The 21,186-nt window shown below is 34.7% G+C and carries 19 protein-coding genes and 3 tRNA genes; 13 read left to right on the top strand and 9 right to left on the bottom strand.

Translation table 11 applies throughout. The features are described 5' to 3' along the window. The first annotated feature begins 151 nt into the window (after positions 1-151). On the top strand, positions 152-1,240 hold the full coding sequence (locus ACFQ02_RS05520; protein ID WP_380820307.1) for a PhoH family protein: 1,089 nt from the start codon (positions 152-154) through the stop codon (positions 1,238-1,240). Positions 1,241-1,305: 65 nt separating this feature from the next. On the opposite strand, the gene ychF is transcribed toward ACFQ02_RS05520, so the two are convergent. Together ychF and pth are read right to left on the bottom strand one after the other, a co-directional pair. After that, the gene (ychF, locus tag ACFQ02_RS05515) at positions 1,306-2,397 is read right to left on the bottom strand and encodes a redox-regulated ATPase YchF (RefSeq protein WP_380820305.1); all 1,092 of its coding nucleotides are present in this window, start codon (positions 2,395-2,397) and stop codon (positions 1,306-1,308) included. A gap of 26 nt (positions 2,398-2,423) precedes the next feature. Further along, entirely contained in the window at positions 2,424-3,008 is a 585-nt protein-coding gene (gene pth, locus ACFQ02_RS05510) for an aminoacyl-tRNA hydrolase (RefSeq protein WP_380820303.1), read from the bottom strand. Positions 3,009-3,422: 414 nt separating this feature from the next. Between pth and ACFQ02_RS05505 the strand changes: the two genes are divergently transcribed. The 4 genes from ACFQ02_RS05505 to xseA are packed head-to-tail and all read left to right on the top strand — an operon-like array spanning position 3,423 to position 6,764. Further along, positions 3,423-3,854 (top strand): type II toxin-antitoxin system RatA family toxin, encoded by a 432-nt coding sequence (locus ACFQ02_RS05505; protein WP_380820301.1) that lies wholly within the window; start codon positions 3,423-3,425, stop codon positions 3,852-3,854. Between the two features lie 14 nt (positions 3,855-3,868). Next, positions 3,869-4,216 carry an RnfH family protein gene (locus tag ACFQ02_RS05500; RefSeq protein ID WP_380820299.1) on the top strand — a complete coding sequence of 116 codons (348 nt, stop codon included), beginning with the start codon at positions 3,869-3,871 and terminating at the stop codon, positions 4,214-4,216. A gap of 5 nt (positions 4,217-4,221) precedes the next feature. Then, entirely contained in the window at positions 4,222-5,421 is a 1,200-nt protein-coding gene (locus ACFQ02_RS05495) for a ribosomal protein uL16 3-hydroxylase (RefSeq protein ID WP_380820297.1), read from the top strand. A 2-nt stretch (positions 5,422-5,423) separates the two neighbouring features. Next, positions 5,424-6,764, top strand: coding sequence for an exodeoxyribonuclease VII large subunit (gene xseA / locus ACFQ02_RS05490; RefSeq protein ID WP_380820295.1), 1,341 nt, complete (start codon positions 5,424-5,426; stop codon positions 6,762-6,764). Positions 6,765-6,847: 83 nt separating this feature from the next. Here the strand turns inward: xseA and tldD are convergent, their stop codons facing one another. Then, positions 6,848-8,302, bottom strand: coding sequence for a metalloprotease TldD (gene tldD, locus ACFQ02_RS05485; protein ID WP_380820366.1), 1,455 nt, complete (start codon positions 8,300-8,302; stop codon positions 6,848-6,850). A gap of 93 nt (positions 8,303-8,395) precedes the next feature. Continuing rightward, positions 8,396-9,871, bottom strand: coding sequence for a ribonuclease G (gene rng, locus ACFQ02_RS05480; RefSeq protein ID WP_380820293.1), 1,476 nt, complete (start codon positions 9,869-9,871; stop codon positions 8,396-8,398). 126 nt (positions 9,872-9,997) lie between these two features. Here rng and cmoB point away from each other — a divergent pair, with 126 nt between their 5' ends. After that, positions 9,998-10,963, top strand: coding sequence for a tRNA 5-methoxyuridine(34)/uridine 5-oxyacetic acid(34) synthase CmoB (cmoB, locus tag ACFQ02_RS05475; RefSeq protein ID WP_380820290.1), 966 nt, complete (start codon positions 9,998-10,000; stop codon positions 10,961-10,963). Positions 10,964-11,013: 50 nt separating this feature from the next. Here the strand turns inward: cmoB and folD are convergent, their stop codons facing one another. After that, positions 11,014-11,865 carry a bifunctional methylenetetrahydrofolate dehydrogenase/methenyltetrahydrofolate cyclohydrolase FolD gene (folD, locus tag ACFQ02_RS05470; protein WP_380820288.1) on the bottom strand — a complete coding sequence of 284 codons (852 nt, stop codon included), beginning with the start codon at positions 11,863-11,865 and terminating at the stop codon, positions 11,014-11,016. 159 nt (positions 11,866-12,024) lie between these two features. Between folD and ACFQ02_RS05465 the strand changes: the two genes are divergently transcribed. Continuing rightward, a tRNA-Pro gene (locus ACFQ02_RS05465) sits at positions 12,025-12,101 on the top strand. 24 nt (positions 12,102-12,125) lie between these two features. Further along, positions 12,126-12,202, top strand: a tRNA-Arg gene (locus ACFQ02_RS05460). 211 nt (positions 12,203-12,413) lie between these two features. On the opposite strand, the gene ACFQ02_RS05455 is transcribed toward ACFQ02_RS05460, so the two are convergent. Continuing rightward, on the bottom strand, positions 12,414-13,103 hold the full coding sequence (locus ACFQ02_RS05455; protein ID WP_380820285.1) for a helix-turn-helix transcriptional regulator: 690 nt from the start codon (positions 13,101-13,103) through the stop codon (positions 12,414-12,416). Between the two features lie 138 nt (positions 13,104-13,241). Here ACFQ02_RS05455 and ACFQ02_RS05450 point away from each other — a divergent pair, with 138 nt between their 5' ends. Genes ACFQ02_RS05450 through ACFQ02_RS05430 form a run of 5 tightly spaced genes read left to right on the top strand, consistent with a single transcriptional unit; the run spans position 13,242 to position 18,255 of the window. Beyond that, positions 13,242-13,469: a hypothetical protein gene (locus ACFQ02_RS05450; RefSeq protein WP_380820283.1), complete on the top strand. Its 228-nt coding sequence runs from the start codon at positions 13,242-13,244 to the stop codon at positions 13,467-13,469. After that, positions 13,445-14,614 (top strand): C4-dicarboxylate transporter DcuC, encoded by a 1,170-nt coding sequence (gene dcuC / locus ACFQ02_RS05445; protein ID WP_380820281.1) that lies wholly within the window; start codon positions 13,445-13,447, stop codon positions 14,612-14,614. The genes ACFQ02_RS05450 and dcuC overlap by 25 nt, the downstream gene beginning before the upstream one ends. Before the next feature lie 10 nt (positions 14,615-14,624). After that, the gene (locus ACFQ02_RS05440) at positions 14,625-15,785 is read left to right on the top strand and encodes a trans-sulfuration enzyme family protein (RefSeq protein WP_380820280.1); all 1,161 of its coding nucleotides are present in this window, start codon (positions 14,625-14,627) and stop codon (positions 15,783-15,785) included. Positions 15,786-15,794: 9 nt separating this feature from the next. Beyond that, positions 15,795-17,138: an adenylosuccinate lyase gene (gene purB / locus ACFQ02_RS05435; RefSeq protein ID WP_380820277.1), complete on the top strand. Its 1,344-nt coding sequence runs from the start codon at positions 15,795-15,797 to the stop codon at positions 17,136-17,138. Next, positions 17,074-18,255 (top strand): MmgE/PrpD family protein, encoded by a 1,182-nt coding sequence (locus ACFQ02_RS05430; protein WP_380820363.1) that lies wholly within the window; start codon positions 17,074-17,076, stop codon positions 18,253-18,255. Before purB ends, ACFQ02_RS05430 begins: the two co-directional genes overlap by 65 nt. A 355-nt stretch (positions 18,256-18,610) precedes the next feature. Here the strand turns inward: ACFQ02_RS05430 and ACFQ02_RS05425 are convergent. From ACFQ02_RS05425 to lptF, 3 genes are all read right to left on the bottom strand, one after another. Further along, positions 18,611-18,697: transfer RNA gene (locus ACFQ02_RS05425), tRNA-Leu, on the bottom strand. 224 nt (positions 18,698-18,921) lie between these two features. Continuing rightward, positions 18,922-19,992, bottom strand: a complete 1,071-nt coding sequence (lptG, locus tag ACFQ02_RS05420) for an LPS export ABC transporter permease LptG (RefSeq protein WP_380820275.1) — start codon at positions 19,990-19,992, stop codon at positions 18,922-18,924. A gap of 5 nt (positions 19,993-19,997) precedes the next feature. Beyond that, on the bottom strand, positions 19,998-21,110 hold the full coding sequence (lptF, locus tag ACFQ02_RS05415) for an LPS export ABC transporter permease LptF (RefSeq protein ID WP_380820273.1): 1,113 nt from the start codon (positions 21,108-21,110) through the stop codon (positions 19,998-20,000). Between the last annotated feature and the right edge of the window lie 76 nt (positions 21,111-21,186).

The raw sequence follows: 21,186 nt of genomic DNA, 5'->3' as shown, positions 1-21,186 counted from the left end.
ACGAGTAATATACTGGATCAAATTGATCCAGTATATGTAGTCTTTTTTATTTACTTTTCTTGTAAATTTTTATTAAAAAATCGACAAACTATTATTGATTTTTCAGAATTATCGTTAAAATAAAGAAAAATGAATAAACAAGGAATTTAATTTGACTAATAATATTAGTGAAACTTTTACTCTATCGGAACAAGATAATGCTCGTTTGCAATCTCTTTGTGGAACTTTTGATGAACATCTTCATCTGATTGAAAAAGCATTTGATCTTAATATCATTCGGCGAAATTTTACTTTTACGATTCAACCACAGCAACAAAATACGAGATCTTATAATCATAAGTTAGTTAAAAGTGCGGTCAAATTATTACAAGATTTGTATTTGGAGACAGCAGCAGTACGAGGAAAAGTAAGAGAATTAGATTTGAACGATGTGCATATGGCAATTAGTGAGAGTCGAATGTTGTTACAAAATTCTTTAGCATTATCTACTACAGAAGCAGGAGAGCGAGCCACAGATAGACATAGTATTACGATTAAAACTAAACGAGGCTTAATTAAACCACGTGGAGAAAATCAAATACGCTATCTACATAATATCTTACATCATGATATTAGTTTTGGAATTGGACCTGCTGGAACAGGAAAAACTTTTTTAGCCGTTGCCGCAGCAGTAGAATCTTTAGAAAAACAAGAAATTCGGAGAATTTTATTGACTCGTCCAGCTGTAGAAGCGGGTGAGAAACTTGGTTTTTTACCTGGCGATCTTGGGCAAAAAATTGAACCTTATTTACGTCCTTTGTATGATGCTTTATTTGAAATGCTTGGATTTGAGAAAGTACAAAAATTGATGGAACGTAATGTGATAGAAATTGCCCCCTTAGCTTATATGCGAGGGAGAACGCTGAATGATAGCTTTATTATTCTTGATGAGAGTCAGAATACAACAATAGAGCAGATGAAGATGTTTTTAACTCGTATAGGTTTTAATTCTAAGGCGGTGATCACAGGTGATATTACACAAATTGATTTACCTCGTAGTCAAAAGTCAGGATTAAAGCACGCTATTGATGTGCTTAGAAATGTATCTGAATTAAGTTTTAATTATTTTGATAGTAAAGATATTGTGAGACACCCTGTCGTTGCGAAAGTTGTGGAGGCTTATAATGCTTGGGAAAGCGAGGAGGAAAAGCGTAAAGCTAATTTGAAAATACAAGCAAAAAGCGTAATAAATGCTAGCTGATTATTGATAATAAAAGTACCGCACTTTTGAGTTATTCGGCCAAAAGTGCGGTGAGTTTTTTTAAATTATACATTAAAGCGAAAATGCATCACATCGCCATCTTGTACAACGTAGTCTTTGCCTTCTAAACGCCATTTACCTGCTTCTTTCGCTCCATTTTCCCCTTTAAACTGAATAAAATCGTCATAAGAAATTACTTCAGCACGGATGAAACCTTTTTCAAAATCAGTGTGAATGACAGCAGCCGCTTTAGGAGCAGTTGCTCCGACTGAAACAGTCCACGCTCGCACTTCTTTTACTCCAGCAGTGAAGTAAGTTTGGAGATTTAATAGAGCATAACCTGCACGAATTACTCGATTTAAACCTGGTTCTTCAATACCTAAATCTTGTAGAAATTCGTTTTTTTCATCGTCATCAAGTTCAGCTATTTCTGATTCAATCGCAGCACAAACGGGGACAACTACAGCACCTTCTTTTGCTGCAATTTCACGTACTCGATCTAGATAAGGATTATGCTCGAAACCGTCTTCGTTGACATTAGCAATATACATAGTAGGTTTTGAAGTAAGAAAATTATAACTTTTAATCGCTTTTAATTCGTCTTTATCTAATTCAATAGAACGAATCATTCCCGCATTTTCTAAAACGGGTAGAATTTTCTCCATTACAGAAAGTTCAAATTTTGCTTCTTTATCACCACCTTTAGCACGTTTTTGTAAACGTTGAATTGCTCGTTCACAACTTTCTAAATCGGCTAATGCTAACTCAGTATTGATAGTTTCAATATCGTCAACAGGATCAATTTTACCTGATACGTGTACAATATCGTCGTTTTCAAAACAACGTACTACGTGACCAATAGCGTCAGTTTCTCGAATATTCGCTAAAAATTTATTACCTAAACCTTCACCTTTACTGGCTCCTGCAACGAGTCCTGCAATATCGACAAACTCCATTGTAGTTGGGAGTACTCGTTCGGGTTTGACAATTTCTGCTAAGGCATCTAGGCGAGAGTCAGGCATAGGTACAACGCCAGTATTAGGTTCGATCGTACAAAATGGATAATTTGCAGCTTCGATACCTGCTTTAGTTAGTGCATTGAATAAGGTAGATTTACCGACATTTGGTAAGCCTACAATACCACATTTAAATCCCATAATTTTTCCTTAATCTTCTTTGTTTGTTACGCTTTAAAGCTGTTTAATCTGTTAGTTGCTTTAGTCATATTTTCACGCAGTAATAACTCAATACAACTAGTGGCCTCTTCTAGCGTTTTATCAATTAGTTGTTTATCTGTAGGAGAAGGTTTGCTAAGAACATAAGCAGAAACTAAATTTTTATCACCAGGATGTCCAATACCAATTCTCAGACGATAGAAATTTTTATTATTACTTAATTGAGCAATAGTATCACGTAAACCGTTATGTCCACCATGTCCGCCGCCAAGTTTAATTTTTGCTACACCAGGAGGTAAATCAAGTTCATCATGAACAATCAGAATTTCTTCAGGTTTTATTCGATAAAAGTTTGCTAATGCGGCGATTGATTTACCACTTAAATTCATAAAAGTTGTAGGAATCAAAAAACGTACTTCTTTATTAGCAATTAGAGTGCGGGCAGTTTTTCCAAAAAATTTACTTTCTTCTTTTAAACTAAAATTAAATCGGCAAGCGAGGCGTTCAATAAGCCATTCCCCTGCATTATGGCGAGTTTCAGCATATCTTTCTGTGGGATTACCCAAGCCTACGATTAATTTAATTTCCGACATTTTTTAATCTCTAGTCATAAACGGAGGGCTATTGTAACGGAAAACTACTTTTTACTCAATGTTGTAATCTGTCGTGTCAACCAATGGATAGCTTTTTCTAATGGGAAATTTTGAGTATTTCCTGTACAGTAACCATACTTAATAGCAAAACTTAAAAGTCGAAGAAGAATAGACTGAACTGAACTGAACTGAACTGAACTGAACTGAACTGAACTGAACTGGATTGGATTGGATTGGATTGGATTGGATTGGATTGGATTGGATTGGATTTTTTGTGCGGCGGCCTGTCTATTTTCTAATAATAAAATAAATAGTTGTTTAATATTCATTATAGTGACCTCAATTTTTTGCTTATTTATAACACACTTTTTGGCTATAATAGCAAAAATTTTTATTTGATAATGAATTGTTGTAATGCCAAGTGTAAATAAAAGTGCTTTAGTTCCTTATAGTGCAAAACAAATGTATGATTTAGTACATAATTATGAACGCTATCCAGAGTTTGTGCCTGGTTGTATTTCAGGAAGTACGATTAGTAAAGGGGAAAAAGAACTAATTGCAGAATTAGTGATCAGTAAAGCGGGGATTCGTCAGCGTTTTACCACTAAAAATACAATGATAGAAAATCGTTCAATTAAGATGCAGTTAGTAGAGGGACCTTTCCGTTTTTTACGGGGAGAATGGCGTTTTAATGAAATTGACGAACAATGTTGCCAAATTGGATTAGAATTAGAATTTGAATTTTCTAATTCTTTAGTTAGCTTTACTTTTGGGAAAATTTTCCACCATTTAACTATCAGTATGATTGAAGCATTTAAACAACGTGCAAAAGCAATTTATCAATAATAAATGGGGTATTTATGAATCAAATTAAGATTGAAGTTGCTTATGCTTTGCCAAATCGATATTTTTTGAAGACGTTACAAGTGGAACAAGGCACGATGGTACAAACTGCGATTTTGCAGTCAGGTATTTTACAACAATTTACGGAAATTGATTTGCGGGAAAACAAAGTGGGTATTTTCAGCCGTCCAGCTAAATTGACTGATCAAGTGAAAGCTGGTGATCGCATTGAAATTTATCGACCTTTATTAGCTGATCCAAAAGAAATTCGTCGTAAACGTGCTGAGCAGCAGCTTTTACAACAGCAAGCTCAAAAACAAGCAAAAAAATCTTTAAAACAAACCGCACTTAAAGAAAAAGGATAATAGTGATGGCTGGATTTTGTTTACCGAATCATATTAGTGCTGAAATTTTTTTACGTGATTATTGGCAGAAAAAACCGCTACTTATACGCAATGGCTTACCACAAATTGTGGGGAAATTTGAACCTCAGGATATTATTGAATTAGCTCAACAAGAAGATGTTACAGCTCGTTTATTGAAGCAATATGCTGATGATGATTGGCAACTACAGTGTAGCCCACTAAGTGCGGTCGATTTTGCTGAACTTCCTCCCAAATGGACAGTTCTAGTGCAGAATATGGAGCAATGGTCAACAGAACTGAGTGAGCTTTGGGAGGCTTTTTCTTTTATTCCTCAATGGCAACGTGATGATATTATGGTGTCTTATGCACCTAAAGGTGGTTCAGTTGGAAAACACTATGATGAATATGATGTTTTTTTAGTGCAAGGTTATGGTCATCGTCGTTGGCAGTTAGGGAAATGGTGCGATCCAACAACAGAATTTAAACCAAATCAGCCTATTCGAATTTTTGATGAAATGGGAGAATTAGTGCTAGACGAAGTGATGGCACCAGGTGATGTGTTGTACGTTCCTTCTCGCTTATCTCACTATGGTGTTGCTCAAGATGACTGCTTAACTTTCTCTTTTGGTTTGCGTTATCCTAATTTGAAGGATGTATTGGCTCAAGTTAATCATAGTGTTTGTCATCAGCAACTTGATATTGATTTAACGAAATTTAATATTCCTTTGCGGTTACCAATTGAATTACAAAATACAGGGCATCTTTTACCATCAACAGTAGCAGAAATGAAACATCAATTTTTAACTAATCTTGCAAACTCTACAGAATTTGATTCATTATTTGAACATGCTGTCGCAATGTTAGTGAGTTCTCGCCGTTATGAATTATTAACCACAGGAGAAGTTTTTGATCCTGATGATGTTCGTAAATTATTAAGAGAAGAAAACGCCGTGATTAAACAAGATAATAATTGTAAACTAGTTTACACTGAAAATCCTCTGCAAATTTACGCTAACGGTGAGTGGTTAGATGAGCTAAATAGTACAGAAAAACAAGTATTGCAACAACTAGCCGATGGCAAAAGCTTGAGATTTATAGACTTACAAAATGCGTGTAGAAATGAAAAAGTGCCTGAAACTAAACTAGAATTATTAATTGATAGCTTATGCAATTGGTTTGATGATGGTTGGATATTACTGGAGTAATAATGCAAGATAATGAAATTTATTCAGTTTCTCGTTTGAATCAATCAGTTCGCGGTTTATTAGAACGTGAATGGAAGTTGATTTGGTTAACAGGGGAAATTTCTAATTTTAGTCAACCAGTTTCAGGTCACTGGTATTTGACTTTGAAAGATGAAAATGCACAAATTCGTTGTGCTATGTTTAGAATGAAAAACAGTAGAGTTACATTTCATCCGCAAAACGGCATGCAAGTACTGGTGAGAGGAGCCGTTAGTTTGTACGAGCCAAGAGGTGATTATCAATTAATTATTGATAGCATGCATCCTGCAGGTGAGGGGTTATTGCAACAGCAGTTTGAGGCATTAAAAATTAAATTATCCTCAGAAGGGTTATTTGCACAAAATCTGAAAAAAAAATTACCGCACTTTTGTAAAACGATTGGCGTAGTGACTTCTGCAACGGGAGCTGCTCTGCAAGATATTCTGCATATTCTAAAACGTCGTGATCCTAGCCTAAAAGTAATTATTTATCCAACAGCGGTACAGGGTAAAGACGCTGCTGCTGAAATCGTACAAGCTATTGAAATTGCGAATCGTCGCAATGAGGTTGATGTTTTGATTGTTGGACGAGGGGGCGGATCATTAGAAGATTTATGGTGTTTCAATGAAGAAATTGTGGCAAGAGCCATTTTTTGTTCTAATATACCTATTATTAGTGCTGTAGGACATGAAACAGATGTCACAATTGCTGATTTTGTAGCAGATTTGCGGGCCGCAACACCATCAGCAGCCGCGGAGTTAGTGAGTCGTGATCAGCAAGAATTATTGAATCGGATTTTGGATCGTAAGCAACGTTTAGAAATAGCTTTCGATCGTTTTTTTGTGTTGAAAAAACAGCAGTTACAACATCTTTTAGAACGTTTAAAAAATCAGCATCCACAAACGAAGCTAATGATACAAAAATATAATTTGCAACAGCTTACTCACAGATTACAGCAAGCAATGCGTTATCAGAGAGATAAAAAATACCACAAATTTGCTGTGCTTTATAAGCGTTTAAATATTAATCTTTTGTTATATCGTATTCATCAACAGCAGTTATATGTATCAAAGCTTAGAGTGCGGTTGGATTCTGCTGTAAATAAAACGTTTACAGCAAAACAACATCAACTAGTCACAACTTGTAGTAAGCTGGACAGCTTAAGTCCACTGAAAGTATTATCACGTGGTTACTCACTAGTGCAAACAGAAAAAGGAAATGCGATTACCTCTGTTTCACAAGTTGTTTCAGGAGAAAAGATTTATCTGCGTTTTGTTGATGGAATAGTAATAAGTCAAGTTGAAGAAATTAAAGTGGATCAATAAGATTAATAATAAAAATAACCCTACTTGCTTTAATCAGTAGGGTGCTAAATTTTCTTAGTGCTTTTTTAATGAGAGTTACACAACTATTCTGTACTTGTACCGCCTACAGTAATTTTTTCGATTTTTAGTGCTGGTTGTCCTACTCCAACGGGGATACTTTGTCCTGCTTTGCCACACACGCCAACGCCAGTATCTAACTCTGGATTATCTGCAACCATAGAGATATTTTGCATAACATCAATGCCGTTTCCAATTAAAGTTGCCCCTTTTACTGGTTTTGTTAATTTACCATTTTCAATTAAATAAGCTTCGGCAGTGGAAAATACGAATTTACCAGAAGTTATATCCACTTGCCCACCACCAAAGTGCGGTGCAAAAATACCGTAATCTACAGAGGCGATTAGATCTTCCATTTTGCTTTTCCCTGCGAGCATATAAGTGTTCGTCATACGTGGCATTGGCAGGTGTGCGTAACTTTCACGTCGTCCATTACCCGTAGGAGATACTCCCATCAAGCGAGCATTCATTTTGTCTTGCATGTAACCTTGTAAGATACCATCTTTAACTAAAACATTATACTGACTTGGTACGCCTTCATCATCAATGGTCACTGAACCTCGACGATCTTGTACTGTGCCATCATCAACAATAGTGCAAAGTGGTGATGTAACTAATTCCCCTATTTTATCGCTGAAAAAGGAATTGCCTTTACGATTAAAGTCCCCCTCTAAACCATGTCCAACAGCCTCATGCAGTAATACACCAGGCCAGCCTGCACCAAGTACCACAGGAAGAGATCCTGCTGGTGCGGCCACAGCAGTCAGATTGACTAATGCTTGACGAACGGCTTCTTTAGCGTAATGTACTGCCCGTTGTTCTCCTTTGTAGTTTTGAAAAAACCAATCTAAGCTAACACGACCTCCGCCACCAGCTCCACCATATTCTCGCTTTCCATTCTGCTCTACTAGAACAGACACTGATAATCTCACTAATGGTCGAATATCTGCAGCTAACGTGCCATCGGTAGCAGCCACTAACACTTCTTCATAAAGAGCGGTTAATCCTGCGGTTACTTTAGTGACACGAGGATCTTCTGCCCATGCAGTACGATCAATTAAATGTAACAATTCGATTTTCTTCTCTTTGCTAAGCGTTTCAAGTGGGTTGAGTGGCTGGTAGCGTAGCTGTGGCTTAATAGGATTAAAAGCGATAGGAGTGATAATAGTGTTTTGCTTAGTTTTGGTGATAGCTTTTACTGCTCCCGCACATTGTTGCAATTGAGCTAATTTAATCTGATCTGAGTATGCGAAGCCAGTTTTCTCGCCACTTATTGCACGTACGCCAACGCCACGATCAATGTGAAAGCCTCCTTCACGGATAATACCGTCTTCTAATATCCAGTTTTCATCTTGGCTGAGTTGAAAAAATAAATCGGCATAATCAATGTTACGTTCAAAAATAAGATCAAAAATATTTGGTAAATCGGAAATCGATATACGGCTTGAGGTTAAGAGGGATTCAGTAACTTTATTTAGCATCATAGTCTCGTCATTAAAAATTAAAATTCTCTTTAGGCTAAGAGAACAGTTCAAAAGTTCGGTCGTATTTTAGTATTTTCGCTATCCGCAGTGCTACATGACAATTACGTCAAATTGTTCTTGATTATAAAAAACTTCCGTTTTAATTTGAATTTGTTTTCCAATAAAAACTTCTAGTTCAGCAAGTAGTCCATGGCTTTCCTCATTAATTAAATAATCTGCAACCGCTCTTGAAGCGTAAACTACAAATTGTTCACTAGAAAATAAGTGATTAACTCGAATAATTTCACGCATAATTTCATAGCAGACTGTTTCTACCGTTTTTACTCGTCCTCTACCTTTACAAGAGATACATTCGCCACAAAGTACATGTTCTAAGCTTTCTCTTGTTCGTTTACGAGTCATTTCTACTAATCCTAATTGAGTAAAACCATTAACATTCGTTTTAACTCGATCTCTTGATAAAGCTTCTTGTAAAGATTCTAATACACGAAGGCGATGTTCTTCAGTTTGCATATCAATGAAATCAATGATAATAATACCGCCTAAATTTCGTAACTGTAGTTGCTGAGCAATGGCTTTAGTAGCTTCAATATTAGTGTTAAAAATAGTTTCTTCTAAATTACGGTGTCCAACAAAAGCACCTGTATTGATATCAATCGTTGTCATAGCCTCCGTTTGCTCAATAATTAAATAGCCACCAGATTTTAAATCAACGCGTTTGTCCAAGGCAATTTGAATCGCTTTTTCTACACCATATATGTCAAAGAGCGGTTCATTTCCTGAATAAAGTGACAGTTTGTCTGTGAGTGCAGGCATAAATTCTTCAGTAAATTGTTTCACATCTGCAAAACAGAGTTTAGAATCAATACGAATTTTTTCTAATCCTACGCCAATAAAATCTCGTAAAACACGTTGTGTTAAGGCTAATTCACCATACAACATAGAGCGTGCAGGATATTTTTTACGACGTTCTATCACTTTTCGCCATAAGCGTTTTAAAAACTCTGCATCTTGTATTAATTCTTCTTCAGTAACGCCTTCAGCAGCAGTGCGAACAATAAAACCACCTAATTCATCACATAACGGTAAGACTAGCGTTTTTAGTCTTGCACGTTCTTCTTCGGTTTCAATTCGTTGTGATACTCCAACGTGGCTATTTTCAGGCATGAATACTAAATAACGAGACGGTAAAGTAATATCGGTAGTTAATCTCGCACCTTTTGTACCTAAAGGATCTTTTACTACTTGCACAACGAGATCCTGTCCTTCTCGTACTAATTCAGTAATATCTTTTACTGCAAATTGCTTTTGCTCATTTTCATCAACGCATTCTGTGTAGGAAACAATATCAGAAGCGTGCAAAAATGCAGCTTTTTCTAAACCAATATCAACAAAAGCTGATTGCATACCAGGTAATACGCGAGTGACTCGACCTTTATAAATATTACCAACAATGCCTCGTTTTGCTTGTCGTTCAATATGCACTTCTTTTAAGATTCCCGTTTCGATTAAAGCGATACGGGTTTCACTTGGAGTAATATTCACTAAAATTTCAACTGATTCCATAATTCATAACAACTAATCTGATTTTGGTTTAGTCTATCGAAAAGGAAAATAGAATAATAGAGGTAAATGAGATAAAATGCGATATTCTTCAAAATTTAGATAGATATAAACTAATAAAGCCTTATTATGATCGATTTCCGCCCGTTTTATAAACAAATTGCTACAACAAACTTATCAGCATGGTTAGAAACTTTACCGCTCCAACTTAAACAATGGCAACAACAGCCACATGGTGAATATGAAAAGTGGTCAAAAGTGATCGATTTTCTACCGCACTTGCAAGCTGAACATGTTAATTTAAAAACGGCTGTAATGGTTAATAGTACTAATTCTCTATCTGATGGCGAACGACAACGGATTATTTATCACCTTAAGCAATTAATGCCTTGGAGAAAGGGACCTTATCATTTACATGGTATTCATATTGATTGTGAATGGCGTTCTGATTTTAAATGGCAGCGAATTTTACCTCATCTATCCTCGCTAAAAGATCGTATGATACTTGATGTAGGTTGTGGCAATGGTTACCACATGTGGAGAATGGTTGGTGAGGGAGCAAAAATGGTAGTGGGGATTGATCCTACCGCACTTTTTCTTTGTCAGTTTGAAGCTGTGAGAAAATTACTTAATAATGATCGTAGGGCTAATTTAATTCCACTAGGCATTGAAGAAATGCAACCGCTGGGTGCATTTGATACAGTGTTTTCTATGGGGGTGTTTTATCATCGTAAATCACCACTAGATCACCTTAGTCAATTAAAAAATCAATTAACTAAGGGAGGGGAGTTAGTATTAGAAACGTTAGTAATTGACGGTGATGTAAACAGCGTACTTGTACCAACAGATCGTTATGCTAAAATGAAGAATATTTATTTTATTCCATCTGTTGCAGCTCTCATTAATTGGCTAGAAAAAATAGGCTTTCGGAATGTACGCTGTGTTGATGTTTCCACTACGTCATTGCACGAACAACGCAAAACCGACTGGTTAGAAAATGAGAGTTTGGTTGATTTTCTTGATCCTCAGGATAACAGTAAAACTATTGAGGGTTATCCCGCTCCAAAAAGAGCGGTAATTTTAGCTGAAAAATAAAATTAGCTTTTAACCAACAAATCATTGGCTCAGCTCGTTTAAAAATGGCTTTAGCTTATAGCTCGCTCATAAGATGTCAATGTGTTTTGCATTAGCATTGCAACAGTCATTGGTCCTACACCACCAGGAACAGGTGTGATAAACGCCGCCTTTTGGCTAGCCACTTCGTATTGAATATCGCCTTTCAGTTTTCCTTCTACACGATTTATTCCGACATCGATAACCACCGCACCTTCTTTTATCCATTCACCAGATATAAAGTGTGGTTTACCTACAGCAACGACTAGAATATCAGCTTGTTTTACGTGTTTTTCTAAATCAACAGTAAAACGATGAGTTACAGTAACAGTACAACCTGCAAGTAATAATTCCAATGCCATTGGACGACCGACGATATTTGATGCTCCAACAATTACAGCATGCTTACCGTGAAAATCCAGTTTTGTCGTTTCTAATAACTTCATCACACCATAAGGTGTACAGGCTCGCAATGTTGGAATGCGTTGACATAATCTCCCCACGTTATATGGGTGAAATCCATCAACGTCTTTTTCTGGTGAAATTTTCTCAATTACTGCTGTTGTGTCAATGTGTTGAGGTAACGGTAATTGCACAAGAATGCCATCAATAGTATCGTCATGGTTTAGTTTATCGATTAATTCGAGTAACTCTATTTGTGAAGTTTCTTCAGGTAAATCATAAGATTTTGAATAAATACCAATCTCTTCACAGCTTTTACGTTTACTTCCCACGTAGATTTGTGAAGCAGGATCCGCACCAACTAAAATGACAGCTAGACCAGGTTTACGTTTTCCTTGAGCTATATGATGTTGAATTTTAACTGCAATTTCAGATTTAATCTGTTTCGATAACAAAGTACCTGAAAGAACTTCAGCTTTCATCAATTTTTCCCTTTTATTGATATAGATGGAATGTGAGCATATTCTGTCAGAAAAAATAAGTAAATGTAAGCTAAATTGAAATAAATTTAAGCGATTGAATGAAAAATAGAAAAAATTGATTGACTGAATCCAAAAGCAAATTATAATGCTCTCATCGTTCGGCGAGTAGCGCAGCTTGGTAGCGCAACTGGTTTGGGACCAGTGGGTCGTAGGTTCAAATCCTATCTCGCCGACCACTTCCTTTAATATCCAATGTAAATGCGCCCTTAGCTCAGCTGGATAGAGCAACGGCCTTCTAAGCCGTAGGTCATTGGTTCGAATCCAATAGGGCGTGCCATTATTCATCTTTGTTTAAAGATATTTTTTGCTAAGTACCTACGTAATAAAGAAAATTTTTGCAGAGATAAAGAAAGCACTAACTTAATAAAGTTTTTATGAAAAATTTAATTTACTGCTCGGAAACAGAAATTCACTGATAACCTCATTAACGCTATATTCAGCCTCCTCTTGCAGGAGGCGAGAAGAATTCTAAATTTGAAATTATGTAGTTATTTTGACATCTTTATTTTCTGTAAATAGCGATATATGCTAGGTTCCGATATATTTAACATTTTTGCCACTACAGGAATTGCTCCTTTAATATTAAAAATACCGTTTATATATATTTTTTCAATACAATCTCTTTTTTGTGTAGATGTTAAATGATAACTCGATTGATACTCACTAATAGCATTTTCAACAAGCTCGTCAATGGATTGACTTAAATTCTCAAGAACTAAATCTGGGGAATGTTCTTTTTGGAGTGAATACGTTTCTTTCGATAATTCGTTATTATTTATAGAGAAAAAATTCTGTAGATTTTCTAACTTAATTAATGCGTTGATGCTTTCTTTGATATCTGTATTATCATAATTTATGCATAACAACCCTGTTATCTCATTGTCTTTATCTTTAATAAAGAATGTTGATCCCGTTATTATTTTATTTCCAGTAACAGACGCTTTATAGCTATGGATAAAATCCTTTTGTAAATAAACCTTATCTTGAATTAGCTGACTAGCAAATGCAGTTAGTGGAGAATTAAGAGTGCGCCCACTGATATGATTGTTATGAATAGCAGCAATGTAAGATCCCCTTTTAGAGATAACGTGATACACAATCTCGTATTTAGGTCCCAATGCTTGACCTAAAAAGTGAACTAGTTTTGTATAGAAAGATTTTTCATTATTTATGCCCATTTATTTTTACCCCTAATTAATTTAAATAAAAAAATAAAAACTTTTTCTAAGTATAGAATTGATAAAAATTTATCTATTTGATAATATTTTATCATATAGTTCGATAATAAGATATTATAAACGACTAAGGAGATAAATATGATTGGACTTATTTTTTCTTTAATTGCTATAGCACTGCTTATATATCTGCTATATAAAAAAGTTAATGCTCACATGTCATTGTTATTATCTGGATTAGCACTGTTAAGTCTTTCTCTTATATTTCAAAATGAACCTATATTAAATGAAAAACAAGCTTTGCACCTGGGTTATTTGACTTATTTCAAGTCATTAATATTAAAATGTCATCAACATTATCTGGTTTAGGTTTGACATTAATGTCGATTGCTGGATTTTCTGCTTATATGGATCATGTAGGAGCAAGCTATGCTTTATTTAAAGTGTTTGAAAAACCACTTAAATCAATTAAATCACCATATGTATTGCTTATCATATCTTTTGTAGTTACTCAATTCTTAGTGATCTTTATTCCATCTCATGCAGGGTTAGCTTTATTACTTATGGTAACAATGTACCCAATATTAATCAGGAGTGGTGTATCAAAATTATCAGCACTTGCTGTTATTGCAACTTGTCAATTTATTGATCATGGACCAGGTAGTGGTAATGTCATTTTGGCAGCGAAAACAGCTAATGTAGATCCTGCAACTTATTTCATTAGTCATCAACTTCCAACTACAATACCTATTTTGATCGCAGTAGCAATCACTAATTTTTTTGTACAACGTTATTTTGATAAGAAAGAAGGTTTTATTTTTAACCGAGAACAAGTAGAGCAAGAACTAAGCGAAAACATATCATCTATAAAAAACACGCCTAAACTTTATGCTTTATTGCCAATTATTCCTCTGGTTCTAATATTGGGATTTAGTAGAATTTTTGATTCTTACATTAAAATGAATGTACCCGTTGCAATGCTGATTTCTACATTCATAGCTATTATCTTCGAAATTGTGCATAAGAAAAGTTTTTTCGCAACTTTGGATTCCATTATGGTTTTTTTTAAAGGTATGGGACATCTATTTGTAATAACAGTAAGTCTGATTGTTTGTGGGCAAGTTTTTGCTACTGGACTATCATCGGTGGGTTTTGTTGATATATTAGTTGATTATGCAAAAAGTATTGGTTTCAATGAAATTGCTATTATTATTTTTATATCAATTTTACTTGCAGTTTCTGCATTTTTAATGGGGTCAGGTAATGCAGCATTCTTCAGCTTTGCTCCATTAATTCCAAATATTGCAAAATCTTTTGGTGTAGAAACAATAACAATGATTGCTCCAATTCAAATCATGACGGGATTCGGTAGATGTGTAAGTCCGATTGCTCCAGCTATTATTGCAGTATCAACGATGACTAATGTAAATCCTTTACAAGTAGTTAAGAGAACAGCAATCCCTATGCTTGTAGCTGGTATCGTTAATATTATTTGTACATATATTTACCTTTAGGAGAGTACATATGAAAACAGATACTACATTAATTCACTTTGGTCGAGGTGATCAATCTTTAGAAGTTAGATCAGTAAATCCTACCGTAATGAGAGCATCTACTATTTTATTTAAAGATCACGCGACGTGGCAAAAATATAGAGAATTAAGAAAAACTGAAAGAGTTTTAAGCTATGGAGCGAGAGGAACAACGACTAATTTTGAACTTGAAAAATTAGTATGTAAGCTGGAGAAAGGATATAGAGCTCAGCTTTTTCCAACAGGACTTGCGGCATTAGCAATGGTGTTATTAAATTATGCTGAAAGTAATGCTCATTTTCTTATTACAGATGGAATTTATGGACCAGTAAGAAGTATTTGCAATAATTTTCTAAAAAGAATCAATGTTGAAATTGATTTTTTAAAAGCAGATGCAAGTGATGTCGAACAAAAAATTAAGCCTAATACAAAATTGATTTTATGTGAAAGCTCAGGCTCAATTTTATATGAAGTAATTGATTTACCTAAACTCTGCGAAATTGCTCATAAACATAGTATTCCAGTGGCAATTGATAACACGTATTCAAGTGGATATTTATTAAACCCTCTTGAATTAGGTGCAGATATTTCTGTAATTGCAGCAACAAAATACCTCTCTGGTCACTCCGACGTGACAATGGGCATTGCTGTTGTGAACCAAAAAGAATGGAAAAATTTTGATAAGTTACCTGAAATGTTTGGATTTACGACTAGCCCAGATGATGCATATCTTGTTCTTAGAGGAATAAGAACTTTATCAGTTAGAATGCATAAACATGAACAAAGTGCGGATCAAATTGTTTCTTTTTTAAAAACGAGATCTGAAATAAAAAATATTTTTTACCCTAAGTTAGCATCCCATCTTAATCATGAAATTTTTATGCGTGATTATAAAGGCACTAATGGGATGATTACTATAGAGTTTGATAAGAATATTTCTAAAGATTCCGTCATTAAATTTATTGATAACTTAGAATTATTTTCTATTGGTGCAAGTTGGGGAGGATATGAAAGTTTAGCGACCCAAACTATTCCGCCGAGAACAGAAGAAGATCTATCTAAAAGTGGTGTTTTCGTTCGGTTTCATATTGGATTGGGAGATCCCGAAGACTTGATTGAGGACATTAAAAATTCACTTGATGTTTTAAAATAGGGAGTATTTATGGTTAGTGTATTTGATATGCAATTATTAGCCGATTCTTGGAGTACCGCAGAAATGCGAGCTGTGTTTAATGAAGAAAACAGAATTCAAAAATGGCTTGATGTTGAAGCTGCTCTTGCTAAGGCTCAAGCTAGTTTAGGTATTATTCCTGAAGAAGCCGCAAAAGAGATTGTAAATAAAGCATTTTTTAAAAATTTAGATATGGATTTTATTTTTAAAGAATATAAAAAAACTAAACATCCTCTCGTTCCTACTATAAGAGGATTAGAAAAAGCGTGTAATTCTGGATTTGGTGAATTTGTGCATTTTGGTGTAACAACTCAAGATATTATTGACACTGCACTTATTTTACAGCTGAGAGAAGGTGTTAATATTATAAAAAGAGAACTTAAAGAAATAGCTCAACATTTATTGAAATTAATAAAATCTCATAAAAATACAGCGATGATGGGGAGAACTCTAGCATTACAAGCATTGCCTATCACATTTGGTCATAAGGCAGCTATTTGGTTGGATGAGCTGATCCGCCATTTTGATCGGCTTCTAGAATGTGAAAACAGGTTGTACGTTGGATCTATTGTCGGAGCAGTTGGTACAAAAGCAAGCTTAACAGATAATGCTAATCAAGTTGAGCAACTAACTCTTAAAAATTTAGAGTTAAATACACCCGATATTTCTTGGCAACCAGCTAGAGATAGATTGATTGAGTTAGGATATGTACTTTCTAATATCAACGCAACATTTAATAAGATTGCTCACCAAATATTGCTTTTATCTCATAATGAACTTAACGAGGTTACAGAACCCCTTGTGAAGGGGCAAGTAGGGAGTTCAACAATGCCTCATAAGCGAAATCCAGCAGTAAGTGAAAATGCAGTTACTGTAAGTAATACGCTAAAAGCTAATTTTGCGATCTTAAGTGATATTGAACGCCACGAGCATGAGCGTGATGGACAAGTATGGAAAATGGAATGGAAATTATTTCCAGAAATATTCTTAATGTTATCTGTTGTACTTGACAATATGAAATTTGTCTTATCTGATTTAAACGTAAATAAAGAGGATATGTTACATAATTTAAATAAACTAAAAGGATTCGTGTTGGCTGAAAGAGTGATGTTTGCACTATCAAGATTTTATGGTAAACAGCGTGCTCATGAAATAGTGTACGAAATTTCGAAGCAAGGTATAGAAACTAATAAATCATTTAAAGAGGTGCTAACAGAGAGTAAGTTAGTGACTGAATTTCTTTCTGAAACAGAAATTGAAGCATTATTAGATCCAACAACTTACAACGAAAGGAATATATTCTGTTTGGGGCAAAACTATTTCGTTATCTGCTGATTATGCTGCGATGGTGAACGGTGTATCTTCTCACATTCTTGATTTTGATGATACTCATACATCTGCTATTTTACATGGAAGTGCTATTTTAACGCCTTTGTGTTTAACATATGGATTTAGTCAATGCTCTGATGGAAAGAAAATACTGAAAGCATTTATTGTGGGATGGGAAATTGCTGCTAGAGTTGGAAGTGCAAGTAAAGGAACTTTTCATAAAAGAGGCTTTCATTCTACTGCAATAGCGGGTATTTTCGGAGCAATTGCTTCAATGTCAGTTATCCTTAATCTGAATAAGGAACAAATCATAAATGCTTTTGGTTTAGCTGGTAGTTTTGCAAGTGGTGTAAACGAGTTTTTAGCGAATGGATCTAATTCAAAGGTAATGCATATTGCAAATGTAATCAAAAATAGTATTCTTATAGCCCATATTACTAAAGTAGGTGTTACAGGTCCTAGTACTATATTTGAAGGCAGAGATAATATATTTAAATGCTTTGGATTACTAAATGAAATTGATATAACTTGTTTAGATAAAAATTTAGGTAGCTGTTGGGAAATTCTAACTATTTCAATTAAACCTTATCCATGCTGTCACTTTGCTCACGGGTTGATTGATTGTATAAAATCTCTTCGTATAGATGGTATTCGTGATCAAGATATTATTCATATTACATGCTTTGTTGATACAGTTCCAATTAACTTTATTTGTTCCCCAATAGAAAGAAAACGTAATCCAAAAACAGAATATGAAGCAAAGTTTGCAATGCCATTTCTGCTTGCATTAATGTTCTTTGATGGAGACATTACTTTAGCATCATATAAAAATTTACACCGCCCAGAAATATTAAATTTTGCCAATAAAATATCTTATCAAGAAAGATCTTCATTGGGTTTTCCTAAATATTTTCCTGGTCATATGGAAGTGAAACTTAAAACAGGAAAAATCCTTAAGAAAGATATTCTTATAAATAAAGGAAATGGAGATAATCCTCTTTCTAAAGAAGAATTAGAAAGAAAATTCTTTAGTAATGTAAATGGGATAATTACAAAGCCAAACATTATTTTAGACTATATTTATAATTTAGAACAACAAACAGCAACGCTAGATATAAAGTAGGAACGTTAATATTTTTAATAATGAACTGTAACTAGCTGCAAAATTTGAGAAACACAACTCCTTAAACTGAGAAATTATTGCTGATTGATTTTCCCCATTTTAAGTAGTTCTTTCTTGCCTTCCAATTATATTTAAAGCATGTTACAAAATTTGTAAATCAAATTATCTTCATGCTTACTGCTGTAACTTGATCAACTAAAAATGAATATATGAAAAAAATTCCTAGTAGAACGGTTAAATCACAATCAATGAAAGATTTAAAACAAGTTAAAATCTCAGCCTCTCGTAGAAACAATATAAACGAAGTGAAGCGGAATTGAGGGGATATTGTCAATATTTAATTTAGACTTTAATATGGTGCCTGAGGTCGGACTCGAACCGACACGCTTTTAAGGGCGGCGGATTTTGAATCCGCTACGTCTACCAATTTCGTCACTCAGGCGATTAGAACATTGAGCTTTTATTTTAATATCAAAGCTCAATTAGCTTGATTTATATGTGTCGCTTAACTTTCATTAGTTCTTAACGACAGGGCTTTATTATACGAGTATATTATCTTCGTGCAAGTAGAAATTTAGCTATTTATGTTGTTTGTCTTAATTTTCAACAGTTTGAACGAAACAACGCCAGTTTCATCGATTTTACCACACTTAAGTGCGGTTGGATTTAATTGCGTTTTCTACTTAATAACCACCAAATAATAATGATAAACACTAAACTTGGCATTAATGCCCCTGCAATTGGTGTGATGTTATATACTAGGCTTAAAGGCCCAAAAATTTCATTGATAATGTAGAATAAAAATCCAAAACAAACACCCGTTAAAATTCTTGCTCCAGCAGTAACGCTGCGTAGTGGTCCAAAAATAAAAGAAAGTGCTAGTAACATCATGACACTGACAGAAATGGGCTGAAATATTTTTCTCCAGTAAGTTAGTTCAAAACGTTTTGAATCCTGCCCAGTTTCTTTCATAAAATCAATATAATTAGCTAATCCTGAGATTGAAAGTGATGTAGGACGCAAAGAAACAATGCCGAGTTTATCTGGTGTCAAGTTAGTTTGCCATACTTCTCTAATTTGATGAGTGGTATCTATTTTTTCTTCTGATAATTGAGAATGGCTAACTTGTTGTAATGTCCATTTTCCATTTTCAAATGAAGCTACATTAGCATGAGTGAGTTGCTTTAATTGACGTTGATCATCAAATTGATAGATATAAATATCATTTAATTTAACATCATCAGTAATTCGTCCTACATAGATAAAGCTATTACCATCTTTCGCCCACACGCCATTTTTAACTGATAGCATTGAGCCTCCAGAAATAGCTTTTGAACGCATATCACGGGCAAATTGTTCAGTTTGTGGAATTCCCCATTCTCCAATAAACATCGTGAAAAAAACTAATGGAAGTGCTGTCTTCATGACAGATAACCCAATTTTAAATCGAGAAAATCCAGCACTTTGCATGACAATTAATTCGCTTCGACTAGCAAGGTTACCTAAAGCAATTAGCACGCCAAGTAATGCCGCCATAGGAAAAACGGTTTCAATATCTTTTGGGATAGTTAAAACAGTGAAAAGTATTGCTTGTAATACATCATAAGAGCCTTTGCCTACGTGTCGGAATTGTTCGACAAATTTTACAATTGCAGATAAGCCAACTATCATTAGCAACGCTGCAAAGATTGTTGTTAAGATATTTTTTCCAATATAACGGTCTAGTGTATTTAGCATCTCAATTATCCTTTATTTTTAAATCCGTTTTTTTGATTGAAAAAATAGCGAATTTTATACATAGCACTACTATGCCAACTGTTTAATATTATGCCGAGCAGTAAAAAGACGATATTTACTATGGGCATTAATACAGTAGCGTTTAATTTGTCTGCTGTACCTGCAGACTTAAACGAACTTTGTAGTAGAAAATATATTAAATAGAGTAAAAGTGCGGGTAAAATTTTTGCAAATCGTCCTTGACGAGGGTTAACTCTACTTAAAGGTACAGCAATTAATGCCATAAGTGGTACAGCCAATACAATAGTTATACGCCAATGCAACTCTGCTAAAGCTGCTGGTGTGTCAGCTTTTAAAAGTTGACTAAAAGAAAAACTTTCTTCGTCATGTTCTTTGCTGTCAGCGGTTTGTTGTCCTAAGTAAATGTTGTATTGATCAAATTGAGCAATACGAAAATCGGGTAGTACGGCACTGCCTTCGATTCTACGACTATTTGTGAAATTGAGGATTTGATCACCATTGGGTAATGCAGTGATTTTACCTTGTTCAGCGAGAACAACAGAAGGCTTTTCATTTTTATTATTCTGCATTTGAAATAAATATACATCATGAATAGTGTTATCTTTTATTTCGTTGATAAATAATACATAGTTGCTATTGTTCGTAGAAATGAATTGTCCTGCTGCTAAGGCACTCATGCTTGGGTTGGCTTTAGCATCTTCTACAATTTTTTTCTGTTGTTGAATTGCCCAAGGTGAAAGATAAAAAGCATTGTATGCAGCTAGTATTGCTGTCAGTAAAGATAACAGTAGGGCTGAACGCACTAAAATATTTTGCCCGATTCCGCAAGCTCGCATTACGGTCATTTCACTTTCGGCGTAAAGTCTCCCAAATGTGAGTAATAATGCGATAAATAAACATAGAGGCAACATTAGTTGTGCCATTGTTGGCATGCCAAGGCCGAGTAGAAAAATAACTAAATCGGCTGGTACTTTGCCATTTGCGGCTGAACCTAGTACGCGAACTAATTGCTGACAAAAGAAAATAAGAAGCAGAATAAATAAAATTGCTGTTTGACTTTTGAAAACCTCTTTAACGAGATATTTACTTAAGATCACTGTATTGCCACCTAACTCTTTTTTGATTATTTTTGTGAAAATGGGTAGTCTAATTATCCCAAATGGAATAGCATAT

Origin of the sequence: Seminibacterium arietis, assembly GCF_042675725.1 — a bacterium.
GTDB lineage: Bacteria > Pseudomonadota > Gammaproteobacteria > Enterobacterales > Pasteurellaceae > Seminibacterium > Seminibacterium arietis.
The sequence above is the reverse complement of the archived record's forward strand: the minus strand, read 5'-3'. Positions and strand labels throughout refer to the sequence as shown.

Bases quoted from the DNA above. Each gene is read 5' to 3' on its own strand.
- ACFQ02_RS05495 (WP_380820297.1), top strand. From the start codon at position 4,222: ATGGCTGGATTTTGTTTACCGAATCATATTAGTGCTGAAATTTTTTTA.
- ACFQ02_RS05505 (WP_380820301.1), top strand. From the start codon at position 3,423: ATGCCAAGTGTAAATAAAAGTGCTTTAGTTCCTTATAGTGCAAAACAA.
- dcuC (WP_380820281.1), top strand. From the start codon at position 13,445: ATGTCATCAACATTATCTGGTTTAGGTTTGACATTAATGTCGATTGCT.
- ACFQ02_RS05450 (WP_380820283.1), top strand. From the start codon at position 13,242: ATGATTGGACTTATTTTTTCTTTAATTGCTATAGCACTGCTTATATAT.
- ACFQ02_RS05440 (WP_380820280.1), top strand. From the start codon at position 14,625: ATGAAAACAGATACTACATTAATTCACTTTGGTCGAGGTGATCAATCT.
- xseA (WP_380820295.1), top strand. From the start codon at position 5,424: ATGCAAGATAATGAAATTTATTCAGTTTCTCGTTTGAATCAATCAGTT.
- ychF (WP_380820305.1), bottom strand. From the start codon at position 2,397: ATGGGATTTAAATGTGGTATTGTAGGCTTACCAAATGTCGGTAAATCT.
- cmoB (WP_380820290.1), top strand. From the start codon at position 9,998: ATGATCGATTTCCGCCCGTTTTATAAACAAATTGCTACAACAAACTTA.
- ACFQ02_RS05455 (WP_380820285.1), bottom strand. From the start codon at position 13,103: ATGGGCATAAATAATGAAAAATCTTTCTATACAAAACTAGTTCACTTT.
- ACFQ02_RS05500 (WP_380820299.1), top strand. From the start codon at position 3,869: ATGAATCAAATTAAGATTGAAGTTGCTTATGCTTTGCCAAATCGATAT.
- pth (WP_380820303.1), bottom strand. From the start codon at position 3,008: ATGTCGGAAATTAAATTAATCGTAGGCTTGGGTAATCCCACAGAAAGA.
- purB (WP_380820277.1), top strand. From the start codon at position 15,795: ATGGTTAGTGTATTTGATATGCAATTATTAGCCGATTCTTGGAGTACC.
- folD (WP_380820288.1), bottom strand. From the start codon at position 11,865: ATGAAAGCTGAAGTTCTTTCAGGTACTTTGTTATCGAAACAGATTAAA.
- lptG (WP_380820275.1), bottom strand. From the start codon at position 19,992: ATGCTAAATACACTAGACCGTTATATTGGAAAAAATATCTTAACAACA.
- rng (WP_380820293.1), bottom strand. From the start codon at position 9,871: ATGGAATCAGTTGAAATTTTAGTGAATATTACTCCAAGTGAAACCCGT.
- tldD (WP_380820366.1), bottom strand. From the start codon at position 8,302: ATGCTAAATAAAGTTACTGAATCCCTCTTAACCTCAAGCCGTATATCG.